Source organism: Roseivirga sp., from assembly GCF_034669765.1.
In the GTDB taxonomy this organism is placed as follows: Bacteria; Bacteroidota; Bacteroidia; order Cytophagales; family Cyclobacteriaceae; genus Roseivirga.
The window spans coordinates 728,760-743,607 of the sequence record NZ_JAXMOQ010000001.1 but is presented as its reverse complement, the minus strand read 5'-3'; the positions used below and the strand labels follow the sequence as shown (position 1 = coordinate 743,607).

At 40.3% G+C, this 14,848-nt stretch carries 8 protein-coding genes; 3 read left to right on the top strand and 5 right to left on the bottom strand.

Annotation, left to right across the window (positions count from 1 at the left end):
* Nucleotides 1-5,716 (bottom strand): Ig-like domain-containing protein (locus VOI17_RS03155; RefSeq protein ID WP_323755777.1); only part of this gene is annotated, 5,716 nt, incomplete at its 3' end.
* Between the two features lie 103 nt (nucleotides 5,717-5,819).
* Here VOI17_RS03155 and VOI17_RS03150 point away from each other — a divergent pair.
* Together VOI17_RS03150 and VOI17_RS03145 are read left to right on the top strand one after the other, a co-directional pair.
* Entirely contained in the window at nucleotides 5,820-6,803 is a 984-nt protein-coding gene (locus VOI17_RS03150; RefSeq protein WP_323755776.1) for an aspartate-semialdehyde dehydrogenase, read from the top strand.
* Nucleotides 6,804-6,806: 3 nt separating this feature from the next.
* A complete protein-coding gene (locus VOI17_RS03145) occupies nucleotides 6,807-7,994 on the top strand; it encodes a THUMP-like domain-containing protein (RefSeq protein WP_323755775.1) in 1,188 nt (395 codons plus the stop codon).
* A gap of 221 nt (nucleotides 7,995-8,215) precedes the next feature.
* On the opposite strand, the gene infB is transcribed toward VOI17_RS03145, so the two are convergent.
* From infB to rimP, 3 genes are read right to left on the bottom strand one after another with little or no spacing between them, the layout of a single operon-like run.
* The gene (gene infB / locus VOI17_RS03140; RefSeq protein WP_323755774.1) at nucleotides 8,216-11,074 is read right to left on the bottom strand and encodes a translation initiation factor IF-2; all 2,859 of its coding nucleotides are present in this window, start codon (nucleotides 11,072-11,074) and stop codon (nucleotides 8,216-8,218) included.
* Between the two features lie 36 nt (nucleotides 11,075-11,110).
* Nucleotides 11,111-12,358 carry a transcription termination factor NusA gene (gene nusA, locus VOI17_RS03135; RefSeq protein WP_323755773.1) on the bottom strand — a complete coding sequence of 416 codons (1,248 nt, stop codon included), beginning with the start codon at nucleotides 12,356-12,358 and terminating at the stop codon, nucleotides 11,111-11,113.
* Between the two features lie 4 nt (nucleotides 12,359-12,362).
* Nucleotides 12,363-12,830 (bottom strand): ribosome maturation factor RimP, encoded by a 468-nt coding sequence (rimP, locus tag VOI17_RS03130; RefSeq protein WP_323755772.1) that lies wholly within the window; start codon nucleotides 12,828-12,830, stop codon nucleotides 12,363-12,365.
* Between the two features lie 166 nt (nucleotides 12,831-12,996).
* On the opposite strand from rimP, the gene VOI17_RS03125 reads away from it, so the two are divergent.
* Nucleotides 12,997-13,986, top strand: coding sequence for a M28 family peptidase (locus VOI17_RS03125; RefSeq protein ID WP_323755771.1), 990 nt, complete (start codon nucleotides 12,997-12,999; stop codon nucleotides 13,984-13,986).
* On the opposite strand, the gene rfbA is transcribed toward VOI17_RS03125, so the two are convergent.
* A complete protein-coding gene (gene rfbA / locus VOI17_RS03120) occupies nucleotides 13,987-14,847 on the bottom strand; it encodes a glucose-1-phosphate thymidylyltransferase RfbA (RefSeq protein ID WP_323755770.1) in 861 nt (286 codons plus the stop codon). It lies immediately after the preceding gene.
* Nucleotide 14,848 lies beyond the last annotated feature (1 nt).

The window sequence follows — 14,848 nt, the reverse complement described above, 5'->3', positions numbered from 1 at the left end:
TTACTTGCCCAAAGTCATCAAGAATTTCAATACTAGAAACCTGAAGCCCACCAGAAAAATTTAAGTTCGAAGTCAAGATTGAAGACGTATTCATGGCTTCATTAAAAGTAATTTTCAGCTTTGTTTCTGATTCCGTAGAAAGCGAGGTTACTAATGGAGCCGTAGTGTCTGGCGTGGTGTCAAAAACTGAATTCTGAATACCTGGCGTTCCGCCATTCGCACTATTTGTAGCAATCCAATTACTCTTATCGAAACAAATAGCCAAAGGATTGATCAACTCCATGCTATAGCCTCCATTATCCTTGGCATCGGACTGATAATAACTGCGGTCATAAGCCACTTCAAAAATGATATTTCCATTAGCATCTTTGAGTTTCGCCTCATCTTCAATCGTCAAAGTTGGAAATGAGTTTACGCCCAAAACATCACCATAAACAGCCAAAGTTGCGGTGGCTGAATTGCTTGATAAAATCAAATATGTATCTGGTAATATGTTCTTCTTTGTCAGTTTATAATCCCCGTCATTATTACCAAAAAAGAGACCTTCCAAATCAATAATTCGTCCTGAATTGTTATAAATTTCAACATACTCTACCTCTGGCAAGCCTTTACTTGGTGTAGGAGTGGCCATAATTTCTGTGATCAAAAGTTCATGAAATGCCGGGCTATCTCCTCTTACAAAGGTGAAACTATTAGAGGATAGTGTATTGCCAGAGCAATCTGTAATGCCGCTTGTAGTAAGAACACGTTCATAGCCCTTGATAAACTCCTTATTCAATTTCAATTGAATACTTCTACCAAAAGGATTGAGCACTGTTACAGAAATTACAGAAACACCGTTATGCAAAGTGAAGTTGGCAGGAATCAAAGTACCAATATCCATAGCTTCGTCAAAACTCAGTTTCAGTTCGGTTGTAGAAATAACTTCAAACTTGGTCACAGACGGAGCCGCAACATCTGATGAGACATTAAATACCGAATTCGGACTGCTTGGTGTTCCTCCATTCGGAGAAACGGAAGCCGTAAAATTGGTATATTCAAAACAGGGTTTTTCAGGATTGATTAGCTCCACCGAAAAACCTCCATCAGCTTTTGTTACATCATTATAAAAAGCTTGTTCGTAGGCAATTGAGTCAATTACTATCTTATTTCTTCCGAGTAAGTAAACGGATTCGCCCGTGTTGGACAATGAAGGAAAGTTGCTTAACCCTATAGCTTTACCATATTTTAAGTATTCTGTTACTGCCCCTTGGCTTGTCACCGCTAAATATTCACCTGGGGCTAAAGTTTGAGCCGAGAACACTGCCGTGTCTCTTTTGTCGGTAATTAAGAAATCTCTTAGCTCAAGGTTTTTATTCCCACGATTGTATAGCTCAATAAACTCCGCGTTAGGTAAGTAAGAAGTGGTCTTTGTGTCAAAGTATATTTCATTGATCACTAAATCTCGAAACGCTGGATTAACAGGAGCAGAAAAAGTGAAATCGAAAGTCGCAGCGTCAATCGCCTTTCCCTGTTTATTTTGAACCCTATCCACCGTAAGTTGATAAGCCAAGGCATTGGTCAATGGTGCGCCAAATTCCAATATTACTTTGGAAGAAGAGCCAGCTACCAAAGTGGCTGAAGTTGGATTTCCAACTCCATTATTTAACGAATAATGATTAATAGTTTTGGTAGTAGCAGTATTTAGCGGCTCATTAAACACCACCTCAATCTCATTTAGATAAGTAGAATTTACCTCCAAAATCACAGGTGGAGTCAAGTCATAAATCAGTTTATTTCGTGATCCATTAATTGTGAACCCGAATAAATCTTTGATATTCTGCACTGCTAGTTCATAGTTAATACCTTCCTCAAAATTGGTATTAAAAAGAAGGGTTACCATCTTAAAATCATCGGAACTTCGCACCGCAGAAATTGGGTTTCCAATACCAGAATTCAAAGCATAGTTTTGGGCAGTTTCGGCTGTAACCTCATCTAATTCCTGATCGAAAGTAAGCACAAGACTGCTCTGACTCAGGATTTGAATAGACACAATATGGCTGCTATAAGTAAAATCATAACTGATTATTTCAGAGGTATTTCCATCAGCATCCAATAATTCTTGCACTACCAAACGGTATTTTACCCCCTCTTTCAAAGGGATTGTAAGGTTCAGTGTAATCAATGAAGCATCGGTTGCATCTTGAACCGATGACTTTAAGCCGATGCCATTATCGAAACCATAATTCTCAATATTTTCAGCGGCAGCCTTGTTCAGCGCCTTAGTAAACTGCATCTGAATGGTGGTGTCATTTAAAACCGTAAATGTTCCGAAGGTTGGTTTTAAGCTTGAAAAAGTAGCCGTTAAATCAACTGGTAAACCGTTTTGAAATACGTCTGAGATATTCGAAATACGAAGTGTATTCAATTCATTGTTCCCTAAAGTTGAAAAAGTAAGTTCAACAATGTTGGTATTCTTCTCTGTGCGTACCGCAGTCAATGGAGTTCCAATGCCATTATCTACCCAATAATTATCAACGTTCTCAGCAACCCCTTCTACCACTTCTTCCGAAAACTCCACAAGTATTGTTGTTGGACTCGTCAAAGTAATACCCTTCAAACGAGGTGCTAATCGGTCATAAGTAAAGTCTTCATTTCGTTGGGTTGAAATTGCATTGCCCGGTAAATCTTCTACCCCGGTGATGGATAACCGATTCTTCACTTCTTGCTGAAACTCCTGTGCAAATTGTAATAACACCGAGCGTTTGTCTTCTTGTCGAGTTACCGAGGCAGGATTGTCTATACCGTTATTTACGGTGTAATTGTTCACCGATTCAGCAGAAGTTTCATCCAGAATTTCATCAAAATAAACGCTGAGGCTATGCTCGTCCACCACCACCACAGAGTCTATATCTGGATCATCGGTATCATAAATAAAGGTGGTATTGAACAACTGCAAATAGCCGTTATTGTCGGCTTGAATTCCCTCAAAACTTATAAACTGATTCTTATTTTCGTCAAAATTGGTATTGAATACCAAATGGATCAGTCGAGGATTTGTATTGTCTAGCGAGGCGGTAACCGGATTTCCAATATCACCGTCTACCCAATAATTCACTAACTGTTCTGCGGTTGTTTCATCGACATCAGCATCAAAGTATACATCAAGCAACTGAGCAGACAATACAATCACTGTATCCATTTGGTCTACAAAATCGAAGTCCAGTGAAGTAAGTGCAATTGTATTATCGAGGGTATCTGAAAGGTTTTGGTAAGTCAATACATATGTTGAACTTGTTGTCATTGAAGCTCCAAAAGTCAATCGAACACGGTTAGAATTGTTTGTGTCAATGACGGATTTTGTCGGGTTCCCAATTCCCAAGTTGATCGAATAGTTGCTTTCTGTTTCCGCCAAAGCCTTATTCAGCTTCTCATCAAAGACCATGTCGATGGTCGTGGAATCTTTAAAAATCAATCGCTGGAGGGCTGGCGCCAAATTGTCGAATAAGAATTCTAATGTGTTAGTCCCTATTGTATTGCCAGCACAATCCGTGGCACCTGATAACGACACCTTGTAAATCGTTCCAGAGATCATAGGAGCAGTTAAGGAAAGCACCACAGACTTATGAGTTGTCTGGTTCACGGTTTTCGAAGCAATCGCTCCACCATTGCTCAAGGTGTAAGACGCTCCAGCAACAGAAGCGTCATCCATAATTTCATCAAAAAACAGAGTCAATTGACTTGGCGAATCAATGCGTACTTCAGTGAGATTAGGCGCCTTTACATCCGGACTGTTATTGTACACCGAGTTTTGTGCAGATGGCGTAGCACCTTGAGCATTATTCGAAACTTGCCAGTTGTTGATATCGCTGCACACCAGTTCTAGATTGATTTGTTCGATGGACCAACCCCCATCTGCTTTGGCTGCATCTTTATACCAGTCAGTACTGAAAGTGAGACTGTCTACCAGATTTCCCAGATTATCTTTCAACAATAGTTGCTCTCCTCCATTTGAGAGTCCATTCCATGAACTGACTCCTACTACATTTCCAAAAGTTTGAAAATCGGTTACGTTGGAAGTAGAAGTTAAGGTTACATAAGTCTGAGGCTGTAAAACATAACTGGCGATTGTTCCTCCCGTTAAATCAAAATTGGCCAAATCAATGGCTTTACTTCCAGCATTATACAGCTCTATAAATTCATCCGATGCACCCGAGGGTAAAGTTTGTGGATCGGGTTGGGCTGCGCCCGTTGGGTCTGCAAAAATTTCATTGATGACCAAAGTTCGATAGGCTGTTTGTGTGGCATTGGTCACAGAAGTCTTTAGCGCAGAAGCCTGTGCATTTTCACTTTCATTGGCCACATTGTTAATCGTTAACTCATATGTATTGTTCGCCAATTCAGTTGCAAAACTGAGCACAACTTTGTTGAGTTCTGTTCCATTTCTGGCAGCTGAAGTTGGTGTGCCATAGCCAAAATCCATACTATAATTGCCGGCTAAATTCGCAGAACTGGCTTCTACATTCTGATTAAAAACTACTTGAACCTGAGTATTTGAAAGTGTTGAAATACTTGAAACCGCCAGCGGTAAATATGAAAAATTAGAGGCCAAATTTGTAGTAGTGGCCAATGTAGATGCATCCTTTACCCCATTGACGGTTAAGCTAAAATCGTTTTCCGTAAGATCAATACCAAGTGTGAGCACTACTTTATTAAGCTCACTTGTACTTCTTGCTACCAAAGTTGGACTGCCAATTCCGTTATCAATTCCATAGTTCGAAGTCGTTTCAGCAGTGGTTTGATCAAGATTCAAATTGAAACTCGCTTCAATAGAGTTCTTTGAAAGCACACGCACTGCAGTAATGGAAAGAGGCTCAACATAACTAAAAGAAGAGGTTAAGTTAACTGCTGGAGTATTGCTTGCCGCATCTTCTACATTATTCACCGTCAGTTGATAATTAGCGTTTGCCATTACCGAAGTGGTTAATGTAACCTTATTGGTTGCTGTTCGCGAAGCAGAAACCACAGTTACTCCCTTATCCAAACTGTAATTCGCCTTGTCTTCGGCTGTGGCTTGCGTTACTTCTTGGTTAAAATTAACTACTACAGATGTCGAACTGGGTGCGTTTGTTGTGCTAATGGTCAGAGGTAAAACTTGTTCCACAATGCTCATATCATCCATGACGAATTCAGCTGCCGAGCCTGCTCCATCGCCTCTTTCAACTTTCAATTTCACCACTACATTACTCTGACCAGTGGCTTGGCTGGGTAACTCGTACTCATATTTAGTGTAGCTGGTCGTATTATTATTGGGAAAAGTAGTGGTATCGCCAATAGACACATTATCGAGAAAATTAGTGCCTCCATCAATAGAAGTTGAGAAGCTGACCAAAGCTGGCCTAGTCGAGGCATCTCCCCCATTTTGTTTGGAATAGGCATAAAAAGTCAGAAGAGGATTGTTGATTCCAGTAAAGTCTAATGCGATTAAAACCTCCCCAGAAAAAGTGGAAATAGGAATTATATTCAGAGAGGCGGTGCCAGTTCTCCCATCTGATCCCTGAAAAATTCTTGAATTATCTTTCACTTCATTCCCTGTCCAGTTTGAAATAAAGACCACTGGCTTGCCAGCAATAAAATCACCTTCGAAACTTTCACTGTAAGGAAAGGTGTTAATCTGACTTAACGTTATATTTGCGCTAAGAAGAAGAAGAGACACTATGACAATGGCTGACCTCATCTAAGATTATTATGCGATTAATTAATAGCTTCTTAAAATACAAATAATATCGTTACATTTCACATATATATTTAATTATATGTGTATAATAATGAAATGCAAAATGAAAATAGCAGTAGTTGGCGCCACTGGACTTGTTGGTGGAGAAATTTTAGAGGTTTTAGCGGAAAGAAATTTCCAGTTTGATGAGTTGCTCCTTGTCGCTTCAGAGCGATCAGTTGGCAAGAAAATGACCTTTAAGGGCAAGGAATACGAAGTAATTGGCTTGGCTAAGGCAGTTGAGTTAAAACCTGACTATGCAATATTTTCAGCTGGAGGAACTACTTCATTAGAATGGGCACCTAAATTTGCCGCTGCCGGCTCAACCGTCATCGACAACTCTTCTGCATGGCGAATGAGCCCAGACCACAAGCTAATTGTACCTGAAATTAACGCGGCTTGTCTTACTGCTGAAGATAAAATTATTGCTAACCCAAACTGTTCTACCATCCAAATGGTGGTGGCTTTGGGGCCGTTGCATACCAAGTATAAGATTAAAAGAATTGTGGTTTCCACCTATCAATCGGTGACGGGTTCCGGAAAAGCTGCCGTGGATCAAATGATGAACGAGCGTAATGGAATTGAGGGAGAAATGGCTTATCCGCATAAAATAGACATGAATGCCTTGCCTCATATTGATGTGTTTTTAGACAACGGCTACACCAAGGAAGAAATGAAAATGGTAAACGAAACCAAGAAAATCTTTGGTGACGACTCCATGCGTATTACTTCAACTACAGTAAGAATCCCAACTGTTGGTGGCCATTCGGAAGCGGTAAATGTAGAGTTCGAAAACGACTTCGACCTAGAAGAATTAAGAGGTATTCTAGAAAATTCTGAAGGTGTAATTGTACAGGATGACCCTAAAAACAACCTTTATCCAATGCCACTGACAGCCCATAAAAAAGATGCTGTTTTTGTAGGGCGTTTAAGAAGAGACGAAAGCCAACCAAACACCTTAAATATGTGGATTGTGGCCGATAACTTAAGAAAAGGAGCCGCTACCAATGCGGTTCAAATTGCGGAATACTTATCTAAAAACAGCTAATTTTTGATTGAAGCACTGCTAACACCTAAGGTTCAAAAATTTATTCGGGATCATGAAAATGATGATCCCGCTACTTTGATGCTTCGGGCAAAACAGTTTGCTGATATTCATTTAAAAGAAGCTGTTGAGCAGATTCAATCCAGAAAAAAAGCGAAGGCCAAATTACCCACTTGGTATCTGGCAACCGACCTAATTTACCCGCCACCACTTTCCTTAGAGCAATCTTCTTCATCCATTACTGCTGAATACAAAGCTTCGCTATTCACAGGTGAGAAATTCGTAGACCTGACTGGTGGAATGGGCATCGACTTTTCCTTCCTTTCAAAGTCTTTCAAAACGGGCTTTTATATTGAAAGACAAGCCAATTTGGTTGAGATAGCTCGACATAATATGAAATGTTTGGGCTTAAAATCGGTAGAGTTTCACCATACCGAAGCCGAAGACTTCTTACATCAAACTTCCGAAAAGTTCGATCTGATTTTTCTGGACCCAGCCCGAAGGGGAAACCATGACCAGAAGGTTTTCAGGATTGAAGACTGCGAACCTAACGTGATTTCAATGCTTCCATTAATGAAGGCCAAAGGAAGATCAATACTAATGAAGACTTCGCCTCTATTGGACATTAAAGGCGCAGTAAAAGACCTTGGGGGAGCTACTCAGGTTCATGTTGTTGCGGTAAATAATGAAGTGAAAGAACTACTCTTTATCATTGATGCAAAGGCGAATGAAAACCCAATCATCAAAGCCATTGACTTGACAAATACCGAAGTTCATTTTGAATTTGATTATTCTCAAGAGCAAAATATTAGCCTGACTCATGGATGCATTGAAAATTATTTATACGAACCCAATGTGGCGATTCTAAAAGCAGGAGCTTTTAAAAGTATTGCTACGCAGTTTGGTTTGATAAAGCTTCATGTGAATTCACACCTCTACACCTCAAAAATGCCCATCGCGAAGTTCCCAGGGCGAAGTTTTAAGGTAATTGGGGAAATAAGCCTCAACAAAAAAGAACTTCGCAAAACCCTACCGAAGATGAAGGCCAATATCACAGTCCGTAACTACCCGATGACAGTGGAACAGATAAGAAAGAAAACTGGCTTGACAGATGGAGGGGATCAGTACATTTTTGCCACTACAGATCAAGGTGGGAAAAAAGTAGTGTTATGTGAAAAGGTAGATCAACAATAGAGTCAACAAAGGAACCCCATAGTACTTCAAAACTAACAAGCGGTTTTGTATGCTCATCCACCAAAGCATGCGCCAAGGCGAATAAAGACCAATAATCACTGATAATGCCGCAACACCAATCAGGAACTTAAGGATTACCTCCATACCAAAAGAAAACTAATTTCATTAAAAAAGCCATTCCGATTTCTCAGAATGGCTTTTCAATTTATGTTCTAGAGCACTTAAAGTGTTCTTTTTACTTCTTGAATTTCGAAACCTTCAATTACGTCTCCTTCTTTAATATCGTTGAAGCCTTTAATGCTCAAACCACATTCGTAACCAAATTTAACTTCAGCCACATCGTCTTTGAAACGTTTTAACTGACCGATGTTTCCAGTGTAGGTTACAATACCATCTCGGATCACTCGGATTTGATTGTTTCTCTTCACGAAACCATCTAACACGAAACAACCTGCAACAGTACCTACTTTAGAGATTTTAAATACTTCTCTGATTTCGATGTTACCCGTAATTACCTCTTTCTCGGTTGGCTCAAGTAAGCCTTCCATCGCATCTTTGATCTCGTTGATCGCATCGTAGATGATAGAGTAAAGTCTGATTTCGATTTCTTCGTTTTCAGCAATTCTTCTAGCACCGCTAGATGGCCTTACTTGGAAACCAATGATCACCGCATCAGAAGCAGATGCTAACAACACATCCGACTCGGAAATTTGACCAACACCCTTATGGATAATATTTACTTGAACTTCTTCAGTAGAAAGTTTCAGTAATGAATCACCCAAAGCTTCGATAGAACCATCAACGTCACCTTTAATAATTACATTAAGTTCTTTAAAGTTACCCACAGCCAATCGTCTACCGATCTCGTCAAGAGTAATATGTTTCTTAGTCCTTACACTTTGCTCACGTAGAATCTGCTCACGCTTGTTCGCAATTTCTCTGGCTTCACGCTCAGTATCCATTACATTAAAGCGGTCTCCTGCTTGAGGGGCTCCATCCAAACCTAACATTTGAACTGGTGTAGAAGGACCTACTTCTTTCAGCTTATTTCCTCTGTAATCGAACATCGCTTTCACCTTACCGTAATGCGGTCCAGCCAAAAGTACATCTCCAATTTTAAGCGTACCTCCTTGAATCATCAGCGTAGTCAAATAACCTCTGCCCTTATCAAGAGAAGCTTCAATTACAGTGCCTACTGCGTTCTTTTCTGGGTTTGCTTTTAACTCTAACAATTCAGCTTCAAGCAATACTTTTTCCAATAGTTCTTCCACACCTTGACCGGTTTTGGCAGAAACTTCTTGACATTGGTATTTACCACCCCAGTCTTCCACCAAAATATTCATTTGCGAAAGCTCTTCCTTGATTTTATCAGGGTTGGCGTGTGGCTTATCAATTTTATTAATTGCAATTACGATTGGCACTTCAGCCACTTGAGCGTGATTGATTGCTTCTTTCGTTTGCGGCATCACATTATCGTCAGCAGCAACCACAATAATTACAACGTCAGTGATTTTAGCACCACGCGCTCTCATCGCAGTAAAGGCTTCGTGACCTGGAGTATCTAGGAAAGCGATTTTCTTACCCTCCTTCGTCATTACATCATAGGCACCAATGTGCTGGGTAATACCCCCTGCTTCGCCTTCAGTTACTTTAGAATCTCTAATATAATCGAGCAATGAAGTTTTACCGTGGTCAACGTGACCCATGATGGTTACAATAGGAGCTCTATCTAGTAGATCTTCCGCTTCATCGGTTTCTTCAGTCACCTCAACATCTTCGTCTGCTGAAGTAAAGCTTACATCAAAACCGAATTCATCGGTAATAATGGTTATCGCTTCGGCATCTAGACGTTGGTTAATTGAAACGAACATTCCCAAACTCATACAAGTTGAGATTACTTCGTTTACAGTAACGTTCATCAAAGAGGCCAAGTCACTCGCAGAAATAAATTCTGTTACTTTAAGTACTCTTGACTCTTCGTGCTCCTGAAGCATTCTTTCTTCGGCAGCTTCAGCGGCAGCACTCCTCTTTTCTTTACGATATTTAGATCGGCCTTTTCCACCACCTTTTCCACCACTTAAGCGGGCGAGCGTTTCCTTGATCTGATCTTGTATTTGCTTATCTGTAAGTTCTTCTTTTGGAACCCTTTTTCTAGTATCTGCTGCTCCACCTCTATTTGGAGGTCTTCTGACACCTCCAGCAGCGGCCGCTCCAGTACCTTTATTTGGGTGTTCTGGCTTGGATTGAATTCTTTTTCTTGGGCGTTTCTTCTTATCAGCCGCAGATTGATTACCTCCTCTTTGGTCTTGCTTAGGCTTCTCCTTCTTGGTGGGTAATTCAATTTTCCCTAAAACCTTTAGTCCGCTTAGCGAGTCGGCTTTTGCCTTAATCGTTTCACTTTCTACCGGAGCTGGCGCTACCGGAGTTGGCTTAGGTGCTTCTGCTTTCTTCTCTTCTACTTTAACCTCTGCCTTTTTCTTTGGCTCAAGGTCTATTTTACCCAATACTTTAAAAGTGTGAGGCTTATTATCCTTCACTTCTTTCTTAGGCTCTTCTACCTTTTTCTCAACCTTAGGAGCTTCTTCCTTAGCGGCAGGTGCAGGTGTTGCTACTTCTTTAGAAGGACTCTCCTCTTCCTTAACAGGAGCAGGTTTCGGTGCTTCTTTTTCGGCTTTCGGCTCTTCCTTCACCTCTTTTGGTGCCTCAACAACAGGCTCAGGTTTCGGTTCTTCCTTCTTTACAAGCTTTTCGCTACTTACGTTCTTAATAAGCACCTCTTTCTCTTCAGACTCTGTCTCTTCAACCTTCTTTGGAGCAACTGAAGGAGTGGGCTCAGGTTTTGAAACCGGCTTTTCTTCGGTATGCTTATTACCGATAGTTAGATGAGAAGCCTCCTCTTTTTCAGAAGCTGATGCAGCAAATTCTTTAGCGAGCATACTGTACTGCTCGCCAGTGATTTTCGCGTTTGGACTGCTGTCAACATCAAATCCTTTAGAGGAAAGGAAGTCTACTATGGTACTGCTACCAACGTTCAGTTTCCTCGCCACTTGGCTAAATCTCATCGTTCTTTCTTCTGCCATACTCAAATATCCCTTTTTTTAAGCGTTTAAAAAATATCAGTCCTTATCAAATTCTTGCGAAAGGATACCAAAAACGTGCTTTATTGTCTCTTCCTCCAACTCTGTTCTTCTCACAATATCCTCTTGAGAAAGAGCAAGCACACTCTTTGCGGTATCTAGACCGATTTTCTTTAACTCATCAATAATCCAGCTGTCGATTTCATCAGAAAATTCATCCAAATCAACATCTTCTTCTTCTAGTTCAGATAACTCTCTGAACACGTCTATTTCTAATCCAACTAGCTTAGAAGCTAATTTTATATTCTGTCCGCCTTTACCAATGGCCAATGAAACTTGGTCTGGTTTAAGGAAAACTGAAACTCTACCGTCTTCGTCCCGAATTTTCATGCTAGTAATTTTAGCAGGGCTTAATGCTCGGGCGATGTACAACTCCATGTTGTCGGTAAAGTTGATTACATCTATATTTTCGTTCTGAAGCTCACGTACGATTGAATGGATTCTAGATCCCTTCATACCCACACAGGCTCCTACAGGATCAATACGATCATCGTAAGACTCAACAGCTACTTTAGCTCTTTCACCTGGTTCACGAACCACTTTCTTAATGGTGATCAAACCATCATAAACTTCTGGCACTTCGTTCTCGAATAGTCTTTCGAGGAATTCACCTGAAGTTCTTGAAAGAATAATCTTCGGGCTACCATTTACCATGTCTACACGGTCGATAATCGCACGCACAGAATCTCCTTTACGGAAACGATCTTTTGGTATTTGTTCTGCCTTCGGAAGTGAAATCTCATTTCCTTCAGAGTCAATAAGCAATACTTCTCTGCCCAAAATCTGATACACTTCAGCAGAAATCATTTCACCAACTAGGTCTTTGTATTTCTGATAAAGAAGATCTTTTTCTAAATCCTTAATTCGTTGAATCAAAGTCTGACGTGCAGTCATTACCGCTCTACGCCCAAAGTCTAACAATTTAATTTCTTCCGAAACTTCCTCACCGATTTCAAAATCTGGCTCGATCAAACGTGCGTCAGTAAGGCTAATCTTGTCGTAGTCCCAAATATCTTCCGAGTTGTCGTCAACGATCTCTCTGAAGCGCCAAATCTCCAAGTCACCTTTATCGGCATTAATGATGATATCAAAGTTATCATCAACCTCGTACTTTTTCCTGATCATGGTTCTGAAAACATCTTCCAGAATTCTGATCATGGTAGGTCTGTCGACATTTTTATTTTTTGCAAACTCTGCAAAGGATTCGATTAATATTGAACTGTCCATCTGATTACTTAAATGACACTAATACATTCGCTTTTTCGATAGTATCAAAATTGATTTCCACCAATTCAGACTCTATTTTCTTTTTCTCTTTTACTTCTTTTTCAAACTTAATGGTATTCTCGCAAACCTCTATGAGTTTTCCTTTTACAATTGAGCTATCCGTTAATACCAACTTCAAGTCCCTGCCCACATTCTTCTGATACTGTCTTTTCAGCTTCAACGGGTGGTCAAGACCAGGCGAAGAAACTTCTAATATATATGGATCATCCATGATGGCCTCGGCTTCCATTTCATTACTAATGGCTCGGCTTAAATCTGCGCAATCGTCAATGTTAAAATCAGTGTCACTATCCAATAACACCAATATTTTGGTTTTACCAGAAACACCTTTGACAATCACCTCTACGATAAAGTAGGATTCATCCTTTAGGCTACTGTTAGCCACCTTCTCCACAAAGTCCTTTAAATCCATAAACTAATATCAGAAAACAAAGAGGGGACTTTTGGTCCCCTCATGGTAAATTCCCTTAAGTGATGCAAAATTAATGTTTTTTTTATTCAAATCAAATAAATGTCTGAGAGATAGATTTTAACGTCAGCGTATACTATTTTGGACAAAACTCAAAGCGAAAATGATCATGCACCACAGATTAACTTTCCTCTTATTCCTTGTCATTTTCTGTTCAGTATTGGGATGTTCCCAACAAAGTGAAAAGAGCAAAATAAAAACGCTTGTTGTTGCCCCAGCATTGAACGTGGACTCTGCCTATTATTTTATTCAGAAGCAGGTAGGTTTTGGCCCGCGGATTCCAAATTCTGAGGCACACAAAGCTGCAGGCCAATGGTTTGAAGAGAAATTTAAATCGTACGGAGCAAAAGTTTACCTCCAAGAGTTTGAAGAAGACACATACAATGGTGTTAAAATCGAACTCAAGAACATCATCGCAAGCTTTAATCCAGAGAAGAAAAAGCGCCTGCTATTGGCTGCTCATTGGGACACCCGACCCTTTGCGGATAGCGACTCAGAGGACAAAAAGGCTCAGTTCGATGGTGCAAATGACGGAGCAAGTGGAGTTGGGATTTTACTGGAAGTGGCAAGAATTATTAGTTCAGTAAAAAATCCAGAAGTAGGTATCGACATTATTCTCTTTGATGGAGAAGATTATGGAGACTCAGGCGAGGATTATGGGAGAATGACGGGAGACAAAGATTCATGGTGGTGTTTGGGTTCTCAGTATTGGAGTAAGAATAAGCACATTCCTAACTATACGGCTTATTATGGAGTCCTCCTCGATATGGTTGGGGCGAAAGACGCCACTTTTTATTATGATGGGGTTTCGCAAGAAAATGCTGGTCGAGTACTCACCCAAGTTTGGGAAACAGCCCATCAGCTTGGTTATCAGGAATATTTCAAAATGGAAAGTGCACTACAAAATGGCCTTATTGATGACCATGTTTACGTTAATAAATATGCACGGATTCCAATGATTGACATTATGGATTATAGAAAAGCAAAAAATAGCTTCTTTCCTGGCCACCACACCACGCAGGATAATATGGAAGGGATAAGCAAAGCTACCCTAAAAGCAGTGGGTGAGACTTTGCTAACTGTTATATATAATGAGTAGCTATTTCAACAAGCTCAATAGGTACTGCCCGTAACCCGATTTAACTAAAGGTCTAGCGATTGCTTCCAATTGTCCTTTAGAAATAAACTTCATTCTGTAGGCAATTTCTTCGATACAGCTGATTTTAAAGCCTTGTCTCTCTTCAATTACTTGAACAAATTGGCCTGCTTGCATTAAAGATTCGAAAGTACCCGTATCTAGCCAAGCAGTTCCTCTATCGAGGATGCTCACTTTAAGTTCGCCCTTGGATAAATATTCTTTGTTTACATCCGTGATTTCCAACTCTCCTCTTGAGCTAGGCTTCAAATTCTTGGCAATTTCTACCACACGGTTATCATAGAAATAAAGACCAGGAACTGCGTAATTGGATTTAGGCTCAGCAGGTTTTTCTTCGATGCTCAAAGCATTCATTTGTTCATCAAACTCCACCACCCCGTATCGTTCCGGATCAGAAACGCGGTACGCATATACCACACCACCTTCTACTTCGGTATTTGATTGGAGTAGTTTAGGCAAACCTGAACCGTAAAAAATGTTATCACCCAATACCAAGGCCACTTTGTCTTCTCCAATAAATTCTTCTCCAATAATAAAGGCTTGCGCTAAACCTTCAGGGTTTTCTTGCACCGCATACTGAAAATTACATCCTAATTGACTTCCATCCCCGAGCAATTTCTTAAAGAGTGCGTTGTCATGAGGTGTGGTTATAATCAGAATCTCTTTAATTCCGGCCATCATCAATATTGACAATGGATAATAAATCATTGGCTTGTCGTACACAGGCATCAGCTGCTTACTAACCGCCAATGTCAATGGATGCAACCTTGTTCCTGAGCCTCCTGCGAGTATAATTCCTTTCATA

Coding starts and splice junctions, on each gene's coding strand:
- VOI17_RS03150 (WP_323755776.1), top strand. CDS start 5,820: ATGAAAATAGCAGTAGTTGGCGCCACTGGACTTGTTGGTGGAGAAATT.
- VOI17_RS03125 (WP_323755771.1), top strand. CDS start 12,997: ATGCACCACAGATTAACTTTCCTCTTATTCCTTGTCATTTTCTGTTCA.
- infB (WP_323755774.1), bottom strand. CDS start 11,074: ATGGCAGAAGAAAGAACGATGAGATTTAGCCAAGTGGCGAGGAAACTG.
- rimP (WP_323755772.1), bottom strand. CDS start 12,830: ATGGATTTAAAGGACTTTGTGGAGAAGGTGGCTAACAGTAGCCTAAAG.
- nusA (WP_323755773.1), bottom strand. CDS start 12,358: ATGGACAGTTCAATATTAATCGAATCCTTTGCAGAGTTTGCAAAAAAT.
- rfbA (WP_323755770.1), bottom strand. CDS start 14,847: ATGAAAGGAATTATACTCGCAGGAGGCTCAGGAACAAGGTTGCATCCA.